The sequence below is a fragment of the Ectobacillus antri genome, from assembly GCF_003852715.1.
GTDB lineage: Bacteria > Bacillota > Bacilli > Bacillales > Bacillaceae_G > Ectobacillus > Ectobacillus antri.
Map to the genome: position 1 here is coordinate 35,797 of NZ_RIAV01000004.1, position 21,254 is coordinate 57,050.

A 21,254-nucleotide genomic window follows, 5' to 3' on the forward strand; every position below is an offset into this window, starting at 1 on the left:
ACAATCTGTCTGCTAATTAAACGCTTTTTCAGCTATTTATAAAAAATACTTTTTTATATACAGAATAAAAATATTATTGTATAATAACCGTGAAAATAAAATATCGATCTATCTTCGGGGCAGGGTGTAATTCCCTACCGGCGGTGATGAGCAATATGCTTTAAGCCCGCGAGCCGTTAAGGCAGGATTCGGTGCGATTCCGAAGCCGACAGTATAGTCTGGATGGGAGAAGATGGAGGTCAGACGTTTAAAATACAAATTTTTAAACGTTTATTTAGCGCACCTTACAAATTCCCCCTTTCCGATTGGTAAAGGGGTTTTTTGTATGGATATGACCAAGGTATCCTTCAAGTTAACTGTGGTACTTTTGCGTGAATGATCCATGAATAGGTGTGTTAGACTTTCCATTTTTCCAGTGGATCGGTGGAAAAAGGAGAGAAGTATAATGAGGAAAAATGTAACACAATTAGTAACGGTGGCAATGCTGAGCAGTATTTCGTATTTGCTGATGATGTTTGATTTTCCGTTTCCAGGGTTGCCGGCTTTTTTGAAAATTGATTTTAGTGATGTACCAGCATTGCTTGCTGCTATCATCTTCGGACCGATGGCTGGTGTAATTGTAGAAGGAATTAAAAACATTTTGCATTACGGTATTCAAGGGAATTTGACAGGAGTGCCAATTGGAGAACTAGCTAATTTCGTTGCCGGTTGCTTATTCATATTGCCGGTATCCTATTTCTTCCGTAAATATCGCACTGTAAAAGGTTTGACTGTAGGATTAGTTGTGGGAACTACATTGATGACGCTAATTATGAGTGTGTTAAACTATTATATTATTTTCCCTGCATATACATGGTTCTTAGGCTTTCCAGCTCAGTCTAGCGAACAAATTCGTCAAGTTGTTGTAACGGGTATCTTACCATTTAATATAATTAAAGGGGCCATCGTGGCTATTGTATTTGTGCTACTATACTCTCGTTTACGAGTGTGGTTAGAATCAAAAATGCAAAATGCTTAAAAAAAACCTTGCGATTAATCGCAAGGTTTTTTACTATTCAAATTTTAAAGCATCGCCGTCAAATGGCTCGTCTGCAACTTTGATGGAATCTGTTGGGCAACCTTCGAATGCATCCATCATATCGTCAAGTAATACATCAGGAATTTCTACAATTCCTTGGTTATCATCAAGTGTTACAAAAGCGATGCCTTCATCGTCGTAGTCATAGATATCCGGTGCTGCTGCGCCGCATGCACCGCATGCGATGCAAGTATCTTTGTCAACAATCGTATACTTTGCCATAGTGTAACCTCCTAGTATATTCATTGGCCTTGCCGAATGAAAATTGTATTCTTATTGTAAAACGGTTTAATAAACTTTTCAATACAAAATTATATGATAATGCTTATCAGTTAGGTGTGTCAATCCTTTTGTTAAAATGATAGCCGTAGTGGATAAATTGATTCATATTTACAATTCCAAATGACCACGTTCCTATTCTTTTGATACAATAAAAGGGTAGTATAAAACTTTGTATAACAGGAGTGGAGTCAAGTGACTTTTTTACATGTCGTACTGTACGGAATTAAACAAATGAATGGAGAAAGAAGTGCGGCATCTATATATCATTTACTAAAGGGAAAGCGATCATCGCAAACTTTACAAGATGCATCTATATACCAATTATCTTTTTTATTTGGTATTTACAGGCGATTAGAGCGACAGATATATGATGAGCATATTAAACAAATGATACAAGATGATTTTTTAAGGGAAATAGAGGAACTTCGATATGTCTTGACTGAAAAAGGGGAGAAAGAACTGCAAGATTTTAAATTTCCCATTCATCTACACGGACTGAAATATGGAGAAGCAGGAGATGTTTTTTGGAAGCGGCTATCGTTGCTCATTCAAACTGTTTCCTATCTGCAATATCGAGTGCCATTTTTGCCAATACAAACAGAACATGAAGTAACAGCATGGACCAAGCAATTTGTATTAAAACAAGCGTGCTCTCGCGATGAGTTTCGTCATAAGCTACACACAGAATGTGAGTTGCTGCTGAAAAATCTGACGGCAGAAGAAGCGACAGTGATTGTATATCGTCTAAGTGGCTTTAACCGAGTTGGCTATACACACTTGCAAATTGCACAAATGTTAAATAAGGATCCATTTGCTGTCCATTTGTTGTTTTTGGGCGCCATTCATGGAATGGTACAGATTCTAATGAAAGAAGAGTCAGACTATCCCATTCTTGCTCAATTATTGCCACGTACAAGACATGTTCTCAGCTTATCTACCCAAAAAACCTATGAGCTTTGGAAACAGGGAAAAACCATGGAACAGATTGCTAACATTCGATCATTGAAGCTAAATACAATCGAAGATCATATTGTAGAAATTGCAACATATTCACCGGATTTTCCTATTGACTCCTTTCTTTCGCAGGAGACGATTGCGAATATACAGAAAGCCCTACAGCAAACGGATTCGAGAACCTTACGGATATTGAAACAATATTTACCGCATGTAAGCTATTTTCACATTCGACTTGTGATGGCATATTTGGGAGGAAAGTATGAATCTTGAAGAATTACTATACAGTACGTTTGGATATAAGCAGTTTCGGGCGGGTCAAAAAGAGATTATTGAAGATGTAATAAAAGGAAACAATGTTGTTGCGATGCTTCCTACAGGGGGAGGAAAATCAATATGCTATCAAATCCCCGGGTATGCCAAAGAGGGACTTGTTATTGTTGTGTCACCTTTGCTTGCGCTAATGGAAGATCAAGTTAACCAACTGCGTTTAATTGGTGAAAAACGTGCTGCCGCTTTTAATAGCTTTCGTACGATAGACGAACGTCAAATGATTTTACGTCACATAAAAAACTACAAATTTTTATTTGTTTCACCGGAGATGTTGCAATTGTCACATTTCATACGGGTATTGCAACGAGTGTATATTTCTTTATTTGTAGTAGACGAGGCGCATTGTATTTCACAATGGGGCTATGATTTCCGGCCAGACTATCAAAAACTTCGTCAAGTAATTTCTAAAATCGGTTCTCCGCCTGTGTTGGCACTAACAGCAACAGCAACAAAAAAAGTAGTAGAAGATATTATTGAGAGCCTGGGCCTTTCACATGTTGTGTGTCATTTACATTCTATAGATCGTCCGAATATAGCAATGCAGGTAGAACGTGTGACCTCTATTGAGGAAAAGAAGGTTCGAATATTGCAGTATGTCACGAAGCTTCAAGGACCAGGAATCATTTATTGTGGCAGTCGGTTTTGGTCAGAGGCACTAGCAACGTATTTGCGTACACAAGGTATACACGGCGTTTCTCATTATCATGGGGGAATGGAACAGGAAGATCGCATGCTGATTCAGCAACAGTTTTTAAACGATCAATTGAATATCATTTGCTGCACCAGTGCTTTTGGGATGGGGATTAATAAACCCAACATTCGTTATGTCATTCATTTTCAGTACCCGATAAATTTGGAATCTTATTTGCAGGAGATTGGTCGAGTTGGCCGTGACGGTGCAAGTGGTATTGCGATTTTACTTTGGAGCGACAATGATCACGATTTACCGCTTTCTATTATTCATGATGAATTGCCAAACCCAGAGAATGTTAAAAGGCTGTTTGCACTTATGCAAGATACGGAACAAACAGATCTCGAATACTTGGCCTGGGCGTCCGGGTTATCCGAGCAACATTGGCGCTTTATTCGTTACTATTTACAACAGGAAAATCTGTCTCCGGAGGACCATATTCTTGCAAAAATAGAGGAGCGGTTGCAAAGTAAGCATAAAAAGCTAGATGTGATGAAACAATGGCTATTTACAGATTGTTGCCGCAGACAGTATATTTTACGTATGTTTGATGAACGAATGCAGCAACGCCCTGAAAACTGCTGTGATATTTGTGGGATTAACAGTAAGGAGTATTATAGGAAAGAAAACCAAATTGTGAAAGAAGTATCTGCTTGGCAAGGAGAGCTAGCGGAATTATTGGGGATGAATTATGACAGAAAAGAAACGTAGTCGCCATTTCACGGCAAAGGAATTGCGCTTGAATTTATATATTACACAATTGTTGGTTTTACTAATCAGTATTATATTGGCTTGGCTGTTGTTTGATAGTCCACAAGATGTGCTAACTCTATTCGTATGGGACCCGATTCGTATCCTACTAATAGGAGGAGGCGCAGCAATTTGCATCGTTATGCTTGATTATGTAGCCATGAAGCTATTTCCTGAAAGTTGGTTTGATGATGGGGGAATTAATGAGCGTGTATTTCATGGCATTGGCATCATTCATTTGGCATGTGTGACATTATTAATTGGTTTTGCTGAAGAGTTTCTATTTCGAGGTATTGTTCAAACACAGTTTGGTTTTTGGGTGGCAAGTCTTACATTTGCTGTTTTGCATGTACGTTATATTCGTAAGCCATTTTTGTTTACTTTTGTTTTAGTAATAAGCATGTTTCTTGGTTGCCTCTTTGAACTAACAGGTAATTTATTTATTACGATATTCGCTCACTTTTTGACAGATTTCATGATGGGACTACATTTACGGGAGGGAGTGGACAATAAAGGGGATGAATATTGAGTGACAGGTTCGAATGATACTGAATCTTCGCTATCCCCTAGAGCAAATCGTAAGAGGCGAAAGAAACTTAAGCATTGGTTTATACGTTTGCTCGTTATTTTATTTGTCATTTTCCTCATCATAGTATACAAGTTAACCACATTAAAAAACATCTTTCAATTTATCATTTTTCCAAAAATATGTTATCATTTGTATAGGTTATGTATTGGTTTATGTATAACTTAAATATAAGGGGCATGAAATGACTGTATTAATTGTTATTGTGTTAGTCTTGTTTTTATTTGCTTTATATATGTATAAAGAAGCAAATGAAAATACGGTAATCCAACAAGATATTGCTTTGCATGATTTACCAAGTAGCTTTAAAGAAGTGAATATATTTTTTATATCTGATATTCACCGACGCAATATTGCGCGTTCCATTGTTGATGAGGTGAAAGGGAAAGTTGACTTTGTTATTATTGGGGGAGATATAGGAGAACGTGGTATTTCGTTTTCGCAAATTGCTTCCAATTTAAAACTACTCAGTGAAATTGGACCGATATACTTTGTTTGGGGAAATAATGATTATGAGTTGGATTATCATGAATTGGATGCTCTACTCTTGGCAAACAAAGTGACAGTCCTCGATAATACAAGAGCAGTTTTGGAATCAAGTGCCGGAGAGCGTCTTTGGTTAATTGGTGTGGATGATGTAGGTGTAGGACGAGACAGGCTTGATTTGGCTCTGCAAGACTGTGAAGAAGAAGGGTTTCGAATACTTGTGAGTCATAATCCAGAGATTGTTTATAAGTTTACAGATAAAGAGCATATTTCATTAGTGTTAAGTGGTCATACGCACGGTGGTCAAATTCGCTTGTTTCATCACAATAGGTTTTTAAAGGGTGGCATTTATCAATATGATTATACAACGTTATTTGTAAGTAACGGTTACGGTACAACTCTCCTACCATTTCGTTTTCGAGCGCCTGCCCAAACACATGTAATTACATTAAAACATTCATTATGATATAAAGTAAGGTGGGAAAAGGACATGGGAACATCAGGGAAGTACAACATAAAAGCAGTTTCTAACATGCTTGGCATTCAAGCGGGAACACTTAGAGCTTGGGAAAGACGATATCAGATTATTGCTCCTAAACGTAACGAGGCAGGACATCGCCTATATACAGAAGAGCATGTGAAGATATTGAGATGGCTTTTATCAAAGGTTAATGAAGGCTTTACGATTGGCCAAGCGGTAAGCTTACTAGAAAGCAATCAATTGAATACGGGCTTGCATGAACGGGAAGATGATCGAACTGAAATGTTAAGTGAAGCTATTTTGGGTGCTCTTCTTCAATTTGATGAGGTAAAAGCACATGAGTATTTAAACGAAGCTTTTAGCATTTTCTCAGTCGATAAGGTGACGATAGATGTGATGGCCAAGGTGTTGGTCAAAATCGGTGATTTATGGATGGCCAAAAAGATCACAAGCGCACATGAACACTATGCAACGTCCTTTTTACGGTCTAGAATTGGTATGATTTATCACAACCTACCTGTCAATACTGTATTGCCGAAGGTAATTGCAGTTTGTGGTCCCGGAGAGTCACATGAACTGGGGTTGTTAATTTTTACTATTTATTTACGCCGTAAGGGCTATCAGGTAATTTATTTGGGAGCGAGTATCGATGAGGAGGACATTGATATTGTTATTAAAGAAGTACAGCCGAAATTTTTATTTCTATCAAGTACAATGCCTCACAGTGTTGTTTCGACTGTAAAACTTGCAAATCGTTTACGAGAGCAATATGATTATCTTTCAGTAGGTTTAGGAGGAATTGCTTTTGCGTTTTTACCTGAGCAAGAAAAGCAAGCATTAAAGCCGTATCTCTTAGGTGGTACCAAAGAGGAATGGGACAAGTGGATGGCGAATGCTTAACAAGAACCTTCCACTTACTCTTTCATATACTGGATAGAGGTGCGATGCTTGAGGCAAGGAGGTTAAGGAATGAGGCTTGAACGTTTAAACTATAATAAAATTAAAATCTTCCTCACATTCGATGACTTATTTGAAAGAGGATTGACCAAGGAAGACTTATGGAAAAATGCGCCGAAAGTACAGCAATTGTTCCGTGATATGATGCATGAGGCGAATAAAGAACTTGGATTTGAAGCAGATGGACCTATTGCGGTGGAAGTATTTTCTCTCCAAGCTCAGGGCATGGTTGTCATTGTTACAAAAGAACTCCATGACAATGGGACGGAAGAAGATTTCAGTGATGAGTTTATTGAAATGCAAGTAACACTGGATGAAAGCGATGATATATTGTATGAATTTGCGTGTTTTGAGGATATAATTGCACTTGCACAACGCTTGTATCCGTTAGGTGTAACAGGTGGAAAATTATATTCTTATGAAAGTCGATTTTATTTGCTTCTTGAAGAAGGAAGCGAGATAGCTACGGACTCGTTGATTGCATTATTAGCTGAGTTTGGAAACAGTGCAACCATTACCATCTATCGTTTAGCTGAATATGGTAAAGAATTGATGTTTGAAAAAGCAATACAACAACTATATCAATATTTTATAACGGAGAAGACCTCAACCGAATAATGTTGAGGTTTTCTTATTTTGGTATAATTTATGTTTGGGCGGATATGTAGAAGAGGATACAAGTACATAGCAATATATTGTTTAGAAATACATACAGTTGAATATTCATTACATTGTTGGCGCAGAAAGGGATTACGCTTATTTTTTTTCAAAAAAGAAAGTAAAGTTTTCTCTTTTGTAAAAAAAGAAAATCTACTATAATTTAATTGTAACCGTTTTCAATGAAGTCGAGAATATTATACCAATTTTGCATGATTTCTATTTGCATTCCGCTTTCAAGAGTGTATACTAAGCAATGTAAAAAGAATTAAGAAAATTACAGGGGGTTTATCATGGTAGCCGATAAGGGAGATCACGCACAACAAAGGGAAGAACACTTAGACGTATTGAAACCCACACAAGTTGTCATCAAAGAAGCACTAGAAAAACTAGGCTATCCTCAAGAAGTGTACGAATTACTGAAAGAGCCTGTACGTATGATGACTGTTAAAATTCCAGTGAGAATGGATGATGGAACAGTAAAGATTTTTACTGGTTACCGTGCGCAACACAACGATGCTGTTGGTCCGACAAAAGGTGGTATTCGCTTCCATCCTAATGTAACAGAAAATGAGGTAAAAGCCCTTTCTATATGGATGAGTTTGAAGTGTGGTATCGTAGATTTGCCGTATGGAGGAGGTAAGGGAGGAATTGTCTGCGATCCACGTGAAATGTCTTTCCGAGAACTTGAAAGACTAAGCCGTGGTTACGTACGTGCAATCAGCCAAATCGTAGGGCCTACAAAAGATATACCTGCACCGGATGTTTTTACAAATTCACAGATTATGGCATGGATGATGGATGAGTACAGCCGTATTGATGAATTTAACTCCCCGGGATTTATTACGGGTAAGCCGCTTGTGTTAGGGGGATCACATGGTCGAGAGACTGCAACAGCAAAAGGTGTGACAATTTGTATTCGTGAAGCAGCAAAACGAAAAGGCATAAATATTGAAGGTGCTCGTGTTGTAGTACAAGGCTTCGGTAACGCAGGAAGCTTTTTGGCTAAATTTATGCACGATGCGGGAGCAAAGGTAATCGGTATTTCTGATGCTTACGGTGCTCTATATGATCCAGAAGGCTTAGATATTGATTATTTATTGGACCGCCGTGACAGTTTTGGAACAGTAACTAAATTGTTTGAAAATACAATTTCAAATAAAGAATTGCTTGAGCTTGAATGTGATATATTGGTACCTGCTGCGATTGAAAATCAGATTACAGAAGCCAATGCGAGTAATATTAAAGCTAAGATTGTTGTAGAAGCAGCGAACGGACCAACTACACTAGAAGCAACAAAAATTTTAACAGAACGAGGCATTTTGCTTGTACCTGATGTATTGGCAAGTGCGGGTGGTGTAACAGTTTCTTATTTTGAGTGGGTGCAGAATAACCAAGGTTATTACTGGACTGAAGACGAAGTAGAAGAGCGCTTGGAAAAAGTAATGGTAAAATCTTTTGATGCAATTTACGAAACGTCGCAAGTGCGCAAAGTGAATATGCGTTTAGCCGCCTACATGGTAGGGGTTAGAAAGATGGCTGAAGCAAGCCGCTTCAGGGGATGGGTGTAAAAAGCGATGGTTATCATCGCTTTTTTTTATGGGATGGATTATAGGTTTTACAAGTATATATATTGTTTTTATAAGTACTACAGCGGAGTTATTGTAGAGACTACTAACAAAATCTCAGAATATAGATTTTGTTGAGGGCAGGTAATGAGGTAGCGAAATAACAGGTTCAAGAAAGCTTTTTGCAAATGAATTAGTAAACCCTCGGATTACTTACGGAAAGTTGCGGTAGAAAACAAAAAGAACACTTGTTCGATTTTGTTGTGTATGCTATACTTTTTTTAGATAAAGTAAAAACAGAGGGGGCGTTTATAATGAAGGCAATATATCATGCAACATATATTCTACCAGCGAAAAAAGAAAAAACATCCGTGAGAATGAAGATGGATGTAAATGATTTTTTCGGATTAGAGACAAAGCGAGATCAGCTGTGGTTTTATGGTTTTTACGCCACTTCGTTTGTTATTCTTACAAGTTTGGTTATTATTTCTGCAGTAATGGATGCAGTTAACTTATAAAATTTACCTGTTTGGGTATTGGTTCTAGTTTTGAAAATAGATGGAATACATATATAGGGAAGTATGAACGGGGAGCGATGCTTACATGGTCATGTTTCCAATAGAAAGAGTGTATATTTCCTACGGTAATTCACGTCCGGGAATTAAGGTACCAAAAAGAAGATTTATCGTTTGTCATGATACAGGTAACCCGGGGAGCGATGCGATTGGAAATCGCGATTTCTTTGAAGAAGTACAGCCGAAGTCCTCAGCGCATACATTTATTGATGATCAGCGGATTATTGAAATTATCCCATTAGATGAAGTTGCGTATCACGTCCGCTACAGTGTACCTACAGATAATGAAATATACGGTTATAATGCGAATAATGCAGCAATCGGTGTTGAGCTTTGTTACGGAGGAAGTATTAACTTTTGGGATGCGTATACGAAATTTGTGTGGTATCATGCATATTTGTGTCAAAGATATGGATTAAATCCAAAGAAAGATATAGTGACACATAAGATGTTAGATCCGGCTCGGAAGATTGATCCACTCGAAGTGTTAAAGCAACAAGGAATTTCTTTCACGCAATTCTTGGCAGATATATATCGGATGTATGTTTCTCTTCGTGCTTAATTGCAAGTAATGCTCATCAAAATAGATGGGCATTTTCTTTTTGGACAGATTTTTTGTTTCGTGACATAATATTGAGGTAAGTAAGGAGTTGAAGTAAATGAAAAATGAACATGTCATTATTGTTGGTGCTGGTCCGTGCGGGTTAGCTGCTGCAATTGCTCTGCAAGATGTTGGTATTGATGCACTCGTTATTGAAAAAGGTAATATTGTAAATGCTATTTATCATTATCCCACACACCAAACCTTTTTTTCTTCGAGTGAAAAGCTAGAAATTGGTAACGTTCCATTCATTACAGAAAATCGCAAGCCAGTTCGAAATCAAGCTTTAGCATACTATCGAGAAGTGGTGAAACGGAAAAAGCTTCGCATTCATCCTTTTGAAAAAGTAGAAGAAGCAAAGCGTAGTGATGACGGATTTATTGTGCGTACAAATAAACAAGGTAAAGAAATCACATACCAGACCAAATATATCATTTTGGCTACTGGCTATTATGATAGTCCTAACTATATGGGTGTTCCTGGCGAAAATCTTCCTAAAGTTGCGCACTATTTCAAAGAAGCACATCCGTATTTTGATTTGAATGTCGCAGTAATTGGAGGCAAAAATTCTAGTGTTGATGCAGCACTTGAGCTTGTAAAGGCAGGTGCGAAGGTGACTGTATTGTATCGAGGAAATGAATATTCCAAAAGTGTAAAGCCTTGGATACTGCCAGAGTTTGATGCATTGGTACGTGATGGGTCAATTAAAATGGTCTTTCGTGCATGTGTGGAGGAGATTGCCGATCAGCATGTAACATATAGTGTGGACAGAGAACGATTTACGATTGCTAATGACTTTGTATTTGCGATGACGGGTTATCACCCAGATCACAGCTTTCTAAAGCGCATGGGCGTGCAAATTGATTTTGAAACAGGTAAACCTGTATATAACGAAGATACAATGGAAACCAATGCTACTGGTGTATTTATAGCAGGAGTGATTGCAGCCGGAAACAATGCCAATGAAATCTTTATTGAGAATGGGCGTTTTCACGGTGGTCTTATAGCGAAAGAAATTCAAAAACGACAACAACAATAAAAGAAGAGGATATCCTCTTCTTTTATTGTTGTTGATAATTTTCTGCTTTAAAAGCGTTTTAATGTTGAAACATTTGCTCAAGCTCTTGAGGTGTGGCAGCTACTTCTAGAGCTACTAAGAGCTTGATACGTGCTTTTTGCCCGCTAAGCCCATTTGTGAAAATAACACCCATTTCTTTAAGCTGTTTGCCACCGCCTTCATAGGAATACACATCTTGTGCAATGCCGTTAAAACAGCGTGAGACAAGGACAATGGAGACACCTTTATTTAATAGCCTTTTAATAATCGGTACAGTGGAAGGTGGTAGATTTCCTTGGCCAAATGCTTCAATTACCAGGCCGTCTACAGGGAGTTGTTCAATGACCTCGAGCATCGTACTATCCATGCCTGCGTAGGCTTTGAGAAGTAAAACCTGCTTTGTTATATTATGAATCCTGTAATTATCCCGATGTAGAATTGCTTGATGAAATACAACACCACGCTTTGTTACAAGACCGATAGGACCGTATTGTGGGCTTTGAAAAGTAGCTACATTACTCGTATGTGTCTTTGTTACATTCGTTGCACAATGAATTTCATCATTCAATACGACTAAGACTCCTTTTCCTTTCGCCTCTTCGCTACTTGCGACTTTTACAGCAGTCAAGAAATTATACAAACCATCTGATCCTAGTTCGTTACTAGAACGCATTGCTCCAGTCACCACAACAGGTATATTCGCTTGGACGGTTAAATCTAGAAAATAGGCTGTTTCTTCTAATGTATCTGTCCCGTGTGTAATCACTACACCATCAATACCGTTGCGTGTGTCAATTAACTGCTGCAGTTGTAGCATTTCTTTTGGTGTCATATGCGGAGACGGAAGGTGAAACACGTTTTCTACAATCAAATGAACTTCATTTGAAGGTAATTTAAAACGTAGTAACGGGTTATCGTTTTGTTGTTTGACAAATCCCTGTTCTTCCTCCATGGCAATTGTGCCACCTGTATGCAATACAAGAATATTTTTCATAAGCTGTCCGCCTTTCTTAGCAATACATTATGACGATATCATGAAGAGTGAAAGTTCGACAATGAAAAAATATTGGGTTGCGCATAATTTTTTCTCTAAGCTTCAAACTAACAGGGAGGTGACATTAGCATGGAACAGATTGAGCGTATGTTAATAAAATTAGTTGCAGCACAATTTATTTTATTGGTTTTAAGTCAATCGTTACTTACATACGAACCAATTGCTCGGTATACAAACAAGTTGGTGCTATATGAAGGGGTATGGAAAGAGGTTACCGAGCAGGTAATCCAATACAGTTTTGCATTACCTATTGTTAATATTTGAAAATTTTTCGCATAAAAGTGCTATAGGTATATGTACATTATTGTCATGTAAAGACCCTCACCTAACCTAAGAAATGAAACAAAAGATAACTTTAATTGAAGTTTTATTTTATGGGTGCATTTATCTCAATTTTTATGATACAATAGCTTGAGAAATTTACGCATAATTAAAAGTGCTAAAGCAGGGAAGCGCCCTGCTTTTCATTATGTTTTAATGGGGGCTTACTATGAAACCAATTTCTATTGCAATTGATGGACCGGCAGCAGCAGGAAAAAGTACTGTTGCTAAGATTATTGCTGCTAAACTATCATACGTTTATATTGATACGGGTGCTATGTATCGTGCGTTAACATTTGCTGGACAACGTACTGGAGTAGATTTAAACAATGAGAACGAGCTTGTTGAAATTTTACAAAGCATTAACATTTCATTTGAGAATACGGCATTCGGTCAAAATGTTCTTATAAATGGAGAAGATGTAACTGAAATTATCAGAACACCTGAAGTTACAAATGAAGTATCTATCGTAGCGAAACACCGTTTAGTGCGTGAAGAGATGGTGCGTAGACAGCAGGAGCTGGGCTCTAAAGGTGGCGTGGTAATGGATGGGCGTGACATTGGTACGCATGTACTACCGAACGCGGAAGTTAAAATCTTTCTTTTAGCTTCTGTGGAAGAAAGAGCACAGCGTCGACACGCTGAAAATCTTTCAAAAAACTTCCCTTCAGATTTAGTCCAGCTGCAGCGAGAAATTGCAAAACGTGATCAGCTAGACTCAGAAAGAGCAGTTTCACCGCTTCGCAAAGCAGCCGACGCGATTGAATTAGATACAACATCGTTGTCTATTGACGAAGTTGTGGACAAGATTATGGATATTGCGGTAAAGAAACTAGCAAAATAAGGAATGGGTTTTAACCCATTCCTTATTTTTATACGGAGACAAATGACTTGACAAATCCATCAATTTGTTAGAAGTTAGTAGGGAAAGATATTTTTGAAATAGTCTGCAAGTGCGTGTAGGAAAGTAAATAAAGGGCATGCAAATGAGAATTTTTTTCTCATTTCGTATATACATATGCTGAGTCATTTTAATTAGGGAGGTATTTGCATGGTTGAAAAGATGAATGAAGAAGTTACTGCATTGCAGGTTGGCGATGTTGTAACGGGTCAAGTTACAAAAGTGGAAGATAAACAAGTGCTTGTGGATGTTGGCTACAAAACAGATGGTGTAATTCCAATCAGTGAACTTGCAAATGTTCATATTGAAACTGCAAGCGATGCTGTACAGGAAGGACAGACATTACAGCTCAAGGTTATTAAGCTTGAAGAAGATGATCTGGTGCTTTCCAAGCGCGCTGTTGATGCTGAAAATGCATGGGAATCCCTATATGCAAAGTTTGAAGAAAGAGTAACATTTGAAGTAATTGTTAAAGACATTGTGAATGGTGGTCTTGTTGTTGATTTAGGCGTTCGCGGCTTTATTCCTGCCTCTTTAGTAGAAGCGCATTACGTTGAAGATTTTTCTTCGTATAAAGGAGAGACGCTGACAGTAAAAATTGTGGAGTTAGATCGTGAGAAAAATCGTGTTATTCTTTCACACAAAGCAGTGGTAGAAGCAGAGATGGAAACCAAAAAGAAAGAAGCAATTTCTTCTTTAAAAGCAGGAGATACAGTAGAAGGCACAGTACAACGTTTGACTGATTTTGGTGCTTTTGTGAATGTAGGGGGTGTGGACGGTTTAGTACACATTTCTCAAATTTCTCACGAACGTGTTGAAAAGCCGTCTGACGTACTGACTGAAGGACAAGTTGTGAGAGTAAAAGTTCTTTCTGTAGATGCAGATACAGGACGTATTTCTTTATCTATTAAAGGTGCGCAGCCAGGTCCTTGGGAAGCGGTAGCTGACAAAGTGAAAGCTGGTGACATTCTTACTGGTACAGTGAGAAGACTAGTTGCATTTGGTGCTTTTGTTGAAATTATGCCATCTGTAGAAGGATTGGTTCATGTTTCTCAAATTGCCAATCGTCACATTAAAAATCCAAATGAAGTTTTAACAGTAGGAGAAACAGTTCAAGTAAAAGTGTTAGAAGTAAACGTGAAAGAGAAAAGAATTTCTTTGAGTATTAAACAAACACAAGAAGAAGAGCCTGAAGTAAATGAGGACTTTAGTCAATATCAACCATCTGCGGATACTGCTATGTTCCAATTGGGAGATATTATTGGTGAGCAATTAAAGAAATTAAAAAAGTAATTAGGTGATGACTGTGACAAGGGCACAACGAAAGATTGATCATGTAAATTACGCTCTTTTAACCGGACAGTCTCGTGCACATGGACTAGATGATATTAGTTTTGTGCATCAAAGCTTACCAAATACCGCGTGTGCGGCCATTTCATTGCATACAGAAATAGGCGAACTTTCTTTAAGTTCGCCTATTTTTATCAATGCAATGACCGGTGGTGGTGGTGAAGCAACAGAGCGTATCAATGCAGCATTGGCTGAAGTAGCTAAACAAACGGGTATTGCGATAGCTGTAGGATCACAGATGGCTGCACTTAAAGATGAGAATGAGGAGCGCTCTTATCGAATTATACGGCAAGTAAATCCAAATGGAGTAGTGTTAGCAAACTTAGGCAGTGAAGCGAGTGTAGAGCAAGCGCATCGTGCAATAGAGATGCTTAATGCTGATGCTCTACAAATCCATTTAAATGTAATTCAAGAGTTAACAATGCCTGAGGGCGACCGTGATTTTAGAAATGCGTTAGTTCGAATTGAAGAAATTGTAAAAGCTGTTCCGGTTCCTGTTATTGTAAAAGAAGTGGGGTTTGGAATGAGTAGAGAAACGGTACAGCAGTTGTGCAGTGTAGGAGTCACTATTGTTGATATTGGTGGATTTGGAGGAACAAACTTCGCCAGTATTGAAAATGAGCGACGAGCAAGAATGCTTACCTACTTCAATAGCTGGGGAATTCCAACTGCAGCATCTATTGTAGAAGGTGTAGAAGAAGGAATATCCATTATTGCTTCAGGTGGTATGCAAACGGCGGTGGATGCAATAAAAGCCATTGCACTAGGGGCAAACGCAGTAGGATATGCTGGCCATTTTCTGAAAGTCTTTATGGAAAAAGGAACAGAGGGCTTAATAGAAGAAATTGAGTGTATGCATGAGGATATGCGTTTTATGATGACAGCACTAGGAGCGACAACAATTGCCGAACTGCAACGTGTTCCACTTGTCATAAAGGGCGATACACACCACTGGTTAACACAAAGGGGTATCCAAACAAAACAATATAGCAGAAGAAGATGACGCAGCTTATAGCTGCGTCATTTTTAGTTTTTAAGAGAGTATTCTTACAAAATCATAACATTTTAATGAACGTAATAGTATTACAAAATTGAAAACTGATTCGAAATGAAAATATGTTACCACAGCAATGAATAAGTAATTTGGTAACGATTTGATTTAAGCTATGTTTTTATGGAAGATGAGTCTCTTTTTGCATATAAGGCTGTTTTAAAGCCTGTGTGAATAATCGACACTTGTTAATTGGGCAGAGGGAGTGGCACTTCTGCAGAAAAAGCGAGTCACAGGGAGAATTCGCAGTCGCATAGTGTCGAGGAGGCATCCTGACGGCTTGCAGAAAGTGAACCCCTGTAACGTAAACAAACAACGAAATTTAATGCAACTAAATATAAAACAAGTGTTTATTAGTGTTGATTTTGCTGGCGGGCTTGCTCCGGTGTGTCTAAACCCGTTGCGCCTTTATGTTGTAATGATTGATCACGATCCGATTCTGTCCGACGTGATTGCTTCATTTTACGTTCTTGACGGTCTTTTCCCATGGAATTCACCTCCTGATACAAGTGTTTGTGTTATAGAGAAAAGTATTCAAGTTTTCTTGAGATTATTTTTTATAAAATGTACCTATACTGGTGAACATAGGAGGTGTAGGGGTGGAGGGGATTTTATTTTACGCTATTGCCTGGTGTGGATGGATTATAGAGACATTTTTTATGGATAAAAGCGTGGAGCGAACTTGGCGAGCGTTCTTTATATTGGTGCTCATTATCAGCTCTTGTTCGTATATTACTGTTGCATCTTTGCAAATTTCAGCCAGTTGTATATTTTTGGTGGTCGGGGTATTGTGGCAATTGTCTAGTAAGGGCTGGTGGTCAGCTTTTTATCTTATATTGTGTGCAGGGAGCTTAGGTATGCTGTATGCAGTCTTTCATATTATAGAAATATACGATCCGGTTTGGATTGTAATAGAGCGTACGTGGTTACTTAGCGCTTTACTTGTATACATAATTTGTCTGATTGCACGGCAAACAGGAACACGAATCTTAGTTTTATGTTTTGGAGGTGTACTAGGGGAACTCCTATTAGGTATCTTCTTATATCCAATTGGTTTTCACCAAGAAATAGGTAGCCCAGGATTTCTTGATGTAATAGCATGCGCTTTTGCTAGTATCTGCTGCATACATTGTGTCAAGAAATGCTTCATATATGTCCCGTTATTCAAACAAAAGCAAGTCAAGGAGGGGTAAACTTGAATCAGTACACGTATCCTATTTTACTCGGAGTAGCTGCGGGCATGTTAACAAGGTTGATTATGCTTAGGACAGACTCTAGACAATATCCAACACGATTGCACGGTAAAATTGTTCATATTGCTATGGGATTTATTGCAGCAGTACTAGGCGCAGTTGCCATTCCATCTATTATGAAAAAAGATTTTTCTGCAATTACTTTTCTTACGTTGGCAGCATCTCAATTTCGTGATGTACGTAATATGGAACGAAATACTTTGCAGCAGCTAGATGGATATGAATTAGTACCACGGGGACACACGTATATTGAAGGAATTGCTTTGGTTTTTGAAAGTCGTAATTATTTAGTAATTTTCACTTCGTTTGTTACGACGTTCGCTTATCTTGGTTTTCGATCTTTTTATGCAGGTCTAATTATGGCAATCATCAGCTTTTTCATATCAAAAAAGCTGATGTCAGGAAATCGTTTAAAAGATTTGGTACATATTGAACATGTCCCCATTCGGTTTGAAGGAGCAGGGCTATATATTGATAATATTTATATTATGAATATTGGTTTACCGACAAGACAAAAGGAGATTATGAAATACGGTATGGGTTTTTTACTAACACCAAAGACGCCGGATGCACGCATCACCCTTGCTAATTTAGGGCAGAGACAGGCTATCTTGCATGATGTATCAGTAGGACTTGGGGTGTTTCGTGACTCTGGTACGCCAGCACTAGTACCTCTTGCTAAGCTTGATATCAATGATGGTCGAGTGGGTGTATTTGTATTGCCGCAGGAGAAAAACGTTGAAAAAGCATTGCGAATAATTGGAAATTCACCAACTCTAGAAAATGCGATTCGAATGTCGTCGGAAGCGGGAGGACGTTCATGATACTTGAAAAGGTGATATTGGCCGTTATTACCACAGACGTTAGTAAATTTGCAGGAGGCGCCCCGCTGTTTTCGTGTGCCACTGTAGAGGAGATGGAATTTGTAGCGAGTAACTTAGAAGCGATTCTAGATGGCATTGCGCATAGGCTACAGGATAACGTTTATATTATTGTGAAACATGCTTGAAATATGCTATAATGGTACATGTTTTGAAGACGATAAAAACTTGCGCATCCCTTCTTAATGCAAAAGAAGGGTTTTTTACATACGCTAACAGATAGGAAGGATGAAATACATGAAACCTGTAGTTGCAATAGTGGGGCGACCGAATGTTGGAAAGTCCACTATTTTTAATCGTATCGTTGGAGAACGCATCTCGATTGTAGAGGATATTCCAGGGGTAACGCGAGATCGTATTTATAGTGCGGGTGAATGGCTGAACCGTGAGTTTAATATTATTGATACGGGCGGAATTGATATTGGTGATGAGCCATTTATGACGCAAATCCGTCAACAAGCGGAAATTGCAATTGATGAAGCTGATGTTATTATCTTTTTAACGAATGGTCGTGAAGGTGTCACAGCTGCAGATGAAGAGGTTGCGAAAATTTTATACAAATCTAAAAAGCCTGTTGTATTAGCTGTAAACAAGATTGATAATCCTGAAATGCGCGAACAAATCTACGATTTTTATGCATTGGGATTTGGGGAGCCATATCCTATTTCCGGATCACACGGTCTTGGATTGGGTGATTTACTGGATGCGGTAGCTCAACATTTTCCCGAGCAAGTAGAAGCGGATTATGATGATGAAACTATTAAGTTTTGTTTGATTGGAAGGCCAAATGTAGGAAAATCTTCCCTTGTTAATGCGTTGCTTGGACAAGAGCGTGTTATTGTTAGCAATGTAGCAGGAACGACGCGTGATGCAGTAGACACACCGTACTCTAAGGATGGTCAAGACTATGTAATTATTGATACTGCAGGAATGAGAAAAAGAGGAAAAGTGTATGAAAGTACAGAAAAGTATAGTGTATTGCGTGCGTTGCGTGCTATCGAACGAGCTGATGTGGTTTTAGTTGTTTTAGATGGTGAGGAAGGCATTATTGAACAAGATAAGAAAATTGCCGGTTATGCACATGATTCTGGTAAAGCTGTGATCATTGTTGTTAACAAGTGGGATGCAGTGGAAAAAGATGAAAAGACCATGAATGAGTTTGAGGAAAATATCCGTGCTCATTTCCAATTTTTAGATTATGCACCGATTGTATTCTTATCTGCGAAAACAAAAAAACGTACGCATACATTAGTACCTGTTATTAATATGGTAAGTGAAAATCAAACACTGCGCGTACAAACTAATGTACTAAATGATATTATTATGGATGCCGTTGCTATGAATCCAACGCCGACGCATAAAGGTAAACGATTAAAGATTTATTACACAACACAAGTTGCAATCAAGCCACCGACATTTGTGGTATTTGTTAATGAACCAGAACTTATGCACTTTTCCTATGAACGATTTTTAGAAAATCGCATTCGTGATGCATTTAATTTTGTAGGAACGCCTATTAAAATTATTGCAAGGGCTAGAGACTAAGGAGGTTGAAGCTAGATGGGGAAAATTACGGTCGTAGGAGCTGGAAGCTGGGGGACAGCGCTAGCCATGGTACTTGCTGACAATGGTCACGAAGTTCGTTTATGGGGTGCACGTGAAGAGCAAATGGATGAAGTAAATCAAAGTCGTACAAACCATAAATATCTACCGGGTATTACGCTCCCAATAGGAATCACTGCTTATGTATCGCTTGAAGAAGCATTGCAAGGTACGGAGCATGTGCTTCTTGTAGTTCCAACCAAAGCGATACGTGAAGTATTGGCAAACATGCGCACCGTTTTAAAACATGCAGTAACAGTTACACATGCAAGCAAAGGGATAGAACCAGATACATCAAAACGTATTTCAGAAATGATTGAAGAAGAGTTACCTGTACATTTGCTCCGCGATGTAGTAGTGTTATCAGGACCAAGTCATGCAGAAGAAGTAGCACTGCGTCAACCGACTACTGTTACTTCTGCTTCTAAAAATATGGAAGCAGCAGAAGCCGTTCAAGACTTGTTTATGAACAACGAATATTTCCGGGTCTATACCAACCCTGATATTATTGGGGTAGAACTTGGCGGGGCACTGAAAAATATAATTGCTTTGGCTGCCGGTATGACAGATGGACTGGGTTTTGGGGATAATGCCAAAGCTGCCTTGATGACGCGTGGTTTAGCGGAAATTGCTCGCTTAGGAAGAGCGATGGGCGCAGATCCATTGACTTTTGCTGGTTTGACAGGAATGGGTGATTTAATCGTTACTTGTACGAGTGTGCATAGTCGAAATTGGCGTGCAGGTAACCTTCTTGGTAAAGGTCATTCCCTGGAGGATGTACTTGAAAGTATGGGTATGGTTGTAGAAGGCGTGCGAACTACGAAGGCTGCATATCAATTAGCAGATAAGATTGGTGTTGACATGCCGATTACAGCAGCGTTATATGAAGTGCTGTTTCATGGTAAGGATGTAAAAGAAGCGGTAGGTTCCTTAATGGGACGTGTTCGTAAGCATGAGGTAGAAGCAGTTCCAAATCTATATAAATAAGTTGTATCGTAAAAAACGTTGTAAGAAGCGACTTACATACCCAAAAAGAAGCTGTCCCATCTGGGACAGCTTCTTTTTCGTAACTAGGTGTTTTCACCAAATTCATTTGTGTGCATACACTAAAGTGTAGAATACAGGAGAGGGTGGTAGTACCTATGTCAAACAACTTTTTTGATAATGTAGAAAAGCAAACAAAAGTGAATAAAGAGGATATTTTTAAATTAGCTTCCTCTGTCCAAAATGCGAATTTAAAAGATGAGCAAGTGTTGCGTCAATTAATTCATCAAGTTGCAGCGATGGCCGGTCGTCAAGTACCCAAGGAAAAAGAGGATCAAATCGTTAAAGCAATCATCAGTAACAATCTTCCTGCAGACCTGAGCACATTAGGAAATATGTTTAAAAAGTAACCAACATATGCAGAAAATGCATATGATACAATGTATGAAAATACATGGGCTAAATAGGGAATTTTGGTCAGCCGAAGCGAAAGGCCCCTTTTCGTTTCGGTGTTTTTTATTTATACTGATTTTTTAAAAAAAATTTGCTAGAATAGAAATTGGATTGATACATAAAGGGGTGCAAATATGGCTTTAATGAAGATGTGGTTTTCATTCGGGGCGATGGGAATGATGTTTATCGCCATCTTGTTTATTTTAATGAGTCGTCATAAAATAAGTAATCCATTTTTGAAAGGGATTACTGCTTTTATAGCGTATTCATTTATGATTGTTTCTGGGCTCATTATTTTTGTGGTTGTGTTTAGTGGACCTGTTAGTAAATAAAAAGGTTGTGAATGTT

Annotated in this window: 25 protein-coding genes and 1 riboswitch; of the genes, 22 read left to right on the plus strand and 3 right to left on the minus strand. The window is 38.4% G+C overall.

What is annotated here, in order from left to right; all coding sequences use genetic code 11:
* Window positions 1–106: 106 nt before the first annotated feature.
* Window positions 107–238: riboswitch (FMN riboswitch) on the plus strand.
* Window positions 239–442: 204 nt separating this feature from the next.
* On the plus strand, window positions 443–1,018 hold the full coding sequence (locus EEJ45_RS05770) for an ECF transporter S component (protein WP_124564032.1): 576 nt from the start codon (window positions 443–445) through the stop codon (window positions 1,016–1,018).
* Window positions 1,019–1,051: 33 nt separating this feature from the next.
* On the opposite strand, the gene EEJ45_RS05775 is transcribed toward EEJ45_RS05770, so the two are convergent.
* A complete protein-coding gene (locus EEJ45_RS05775; RefSeq protein WP_124563851.1) occupies window positions 1,052–1,300 on the minus strand; it encodes a ferredoxin in 249 nt (82 codons plus the stop codon).
* A 252-nt stretch (window positions 1,301–1,552) separates the two neighbouring features.
* On the opposite strand from EEJ45_RS05775, the gene EEJ45_RS05780 reads away from it, so the two are divergent.
* The 10 genes from EEJ45_RS05780 (at window position 1,553) to EEJ45_RS05825 (ending at window position 11,038) form a co-directional block, all read left to right on the plus strand.
* A complete protein-coding gene (locus EEJ45_RS05780; protein ID WP_124563852.1) occupies window positions 1,553–2,587 on the plus strand; it encodes a YpbB family protein in 1,035 nt (344 codons plus the stop codon).
* On the plus strand, window positions 2,577–4,049 hold the full coding sequence (locus tag EEJ45_RS05785; protein ID WP_124563853.1) for a RecQ family ATP-dependent DNA helicase: 1,473 nt from the start codon (window positions 2,577–2,579) through the stop codon (window positions 4,047–4,049). The genes EEJ45_RS05780 and EEJ45_RS05785 overlap by 11 nt, the downstream gene beginning before the upstream one ends.
* Entirely contained in the window at window positions 4,027–4,617 is a 591-nt protein-coding gene (locus tag EEJ45_RS05790) for a CPBP family intramembrane glutamic endopeptidase (RefSeq protein WP_380017809.1), read from the plus strand. The genes EEJ45_RS05785 and EEJ45_RS05790 overlap by 23 nt, the downstream gene beginning before the upstream one ends.
* A 241-nt stretch (window positions 4,618–4,858) precedes the next feature.
* Entirely contained in the window at window positions 4,859–5,626 is a 768-nt protein-coding gene (locus EEJ45_RS05795) for a metallophosphoesterase (protein ID WP_124563855.1), read from the plus strand.
* Between the two features lie 24 nt (window positions 5,627–5,650).
* A complete protein-coding gene (locus tag EEJ45_RS05800; protein ID WP_124563856.1) occupies window positions 5,651–6,541 on the plus strand; it encodes a MerR family transcriptional regulator in 891 nt (296 codons plus the stop codon).
* A 69-nt stretch (window positions 6,542–6,610) separates the two neighbouring features.
* Window positions 6,611–7,216, plus strand: coding sequence for a genetic competence negative regulator (locus EEJ45_RS05805; protein WP_124563857.1), 606 nt, complete (start codon window positions 6,611–6,613; stop codon window positions 7,214–7,216).
* A gap of 332 nt (window positions 7,217–7,548) precedes the next feature.
* Window positions 7,549–8,826, plus strand: a complete 1,278-nt coding sequence (locus EEJ45_RS05810; RefSeq protein ID WP_124563858.1) for a Glu/Leu/Phe/Val family dehydrogenase — start codon at window positions 7,549–7,551, stop codon at window positions 8,824–8,826.
* Between the two features lie 311 nt (window positions 8,827–9,137).
* Window positions 9,138–9,341, plus strand: a complete 204-nt coding sequence (locus EEJ45_RS05815; RefSeq protein ID WP_124563859.1) for a DUF3961 domain-containing protein — start codon at window positions 9,138–9,140, stop codon at window positions 9,339–9,341.
* 85 nt (window positions 9,342–9,426) lie between these two features.
* Window positions 9,427–9,960, plus strand: a complete 534-nt coding sequence (locus EEJ45_RS05820; protein WP_124563860.1) for a peptidoglycan recognition protein family protein — start codon at window positions 9,427–9,429, stop codon at window positions 9,958–9,960.
* Between the two features lie 97 nt (window positions 9,961–10,057).
* Window positions 10,058–11,038 (plus strand): YpdA family putative bacillithiol disulfide reductase, encoded by a 981-nt coding sequence (locus tag EEJ45_RS05825; RefSeq protein WP_124563861.1) that lies wholly within the window; start codon window positions 10,058–10,060, stop codon window positions 11,036–11,038.
* A gap of 58 nt (window positions 11,039–11,096) precedes the next feature.
* Here the strand turns inward: EEJ45_RS05825 and EEJ45_RS05830 are convergent, their stop codons facing one another.
* Window positions 11,097–12,050 carry an asparaginase gene (locus EEJ45_RS05830; RefSeq protein WP_124563862.1) on the minus strand — a complete coding sequence of 318 codons (954 nt, stop codon included), beginning with the start codon at window positions 12,048–12,050 and terminating at the stop codon, window positions 11,097–11,099.
* Window positions 12,051–12,179: 129 nt separating this feature from the next.
* Here EEJ45_RS05830 and EEJ45_RS05835 point away from each other — a divergent pair, with 129 nt between their 5' ends.
* The 4 genes from EEJ45_RS05835 (at window position 12,180) to fni (ending at window position 15,685) form a co-directional block, all read left to right on the plus strand.
* Entirely contained in the window at window positions 12,180–12,374 is a 195-nt protein-coding gene (locus tag EEJ45_RS05835; protein ID WP_124563863.1) for a DUF5359 family protein, read from the plus strand.
* Between the two features lie 226 nt (window positions 12,375–12,600).
* Window positions 12,601–13,275 carry a (d)CMP kinase gene (gene cmk, locus EEJ45_RS05840; RefSeq protein ID WP_124563864.1) on the plus strand — a complete coding sequence of 225 codons (675 nt, stop codon included), beginning with the start codon at window positions 12,601–12,603 and terminating at the stop codon, window positions 13,273–13,275.
* A gap of 207 nt (window positions 13,276–13,482) precedes the next feature.
* Entirely contained in the window at window positions 13,483–14,625 is a 1,143-nt protein-coding gene (gene rpsA / locus EEJ45_RS05845; protein ID WP_124563865.1) for a 30S ribosomal protein S1, read from the plus strand.
* Window positions 14,626–14,638: 13 nt separating this feature from the next.
* Window positions 14,639–15,685, plus strand: a complete 1,047-nt coding sequence (gene fni / locus EEJ45_RS05850; RefSeq protein WP_124563866.1) for a type 2 isopentenyl-diphosphate Delta-isomerase — start codon at window positions 14,639–14,641, stop codon at window positions 15,683–15,685.
* A gap of 401 nt (window positions 15,686–16,086) precedes the next feature.
* On the opposite strand, the gene EEJ45_RS05855 is transcribed toward fni, so the two are convergent.
* Window positions 16,087–16,221, minus strand: a complete 135-nt coding sequence (locus EEJ45_RS05855; RefSeq protein WP_124563867.1) for a YpzI family protein — start codon at window positions 16,219–16,221, stop codon at window positions 16,087–16,089.
* 111 nt (window positions 16,222–16,332) lie between these two features.
* Between EEJ45_RS05855 and EEJ45_RS05860 the strand changes: the two genes are divergently transcribed.
* The 7 genes from EEJ45_RS05860 to EEJ45_RS05890 all read left to right on the plus strand — a co-directional run bounded on the left by EEJ45_RS05860 (window position 16,333) and on the right by EEJ45_RS05890 (window position 21,238).
* On the plus strand, window positions 16,333–16,926 hold the full coding sequence (locus tag EEJ45_RS05860; protein ID WP_124563868.1) for a YphA family membrane protein: 594 nt from the start codon (window positions 16,333–16,335) through the stop codon (window positions 16,924–16,926).
* Window positions 16,875–17,810 carry a YIEGIA family protein gene (locus EEJ45_RS05865; RefSeq protein WP_380017732.1) on the plus strand — a complete coding sequence of 312 codons (936 nt, stop codon included), beginning with the start codon at window positions 16,875–16,877 and terminating at the stop codon, window positions 17,808–17,810. The genes EEJ45_RS05860 and EEJ45_RS05865 overlap by 52 nt, the downstream gene beginning before the upstream one ends.
* A complete protein-coding gene (locus EEJ45_RS05870; protein WP_124563870.1) occupies window positions 17,807–17,995 on the plus strand; it encodes a capping complex subunit for YIEGIA in 189 nt (62 codons plus the stop codon). Before EEJ45_RS05865 ends, EEJ45_RS05870 begins: the two co-directional genes overlap by 4 nt.
* A 109-nt stretch (window positions 17,996–18,104) precedes the next feature.
* Window positions 18,105–19,412 (plus strand): ribosome biogenesis GTPase Der, encoded by a 1,308-nt coding sequence (gene der, locus EEJ45_RS05875; RefSeq protein ID WP_124563871.1) that lies wholly within the window; start codon window positions 18,105–18,107, stop codon window positions 19,410–19,412.
* A 15-nt stretch (window positions 19,413–19,427) separates the two neighbouring features.
* A complete protein-coding gene (locus EEJ45_RS05880; RefSeq protein WP_124563872.1) occupies window positions 19,428–20,456 on the plus strand; it encodes an NAD(P)H-dependent glycerol-3-phosphate dehydrogenase in 1,029 nt (342 codons plus the stop codon).
* A 155-nt stretch (window positions 20,457–20,611) separates the two neighbouring features.
* Window positions 20,612–20,863, plus strand: a complete 252-nt coding sequence (locus EEJ45_RS05885; protein WP_124563873.1) for a stage VI sporulation protein F — start codon at window positions 20,612–20,614, stop codon at window positions 20,861–20,863.
* Window positions 20,864–21,040: 177 nt separating this feature from the next.
* Window positions 21,041–21,238 carry a DUF2768 domain-containing protein gene (locus EEJ45_RS05890; protein WP_245999831.1) on the plus strand — a complete coding sequence of 66 codons (198 nt, stop codon included), beginning with the start codon at window positions 21,041–21,043 and terminating at the stop codon, window positions 21,236–21,238.
* The last annotated feature ends 16 nt before the right edge of the window (window positions 21,239–21,254 follow it).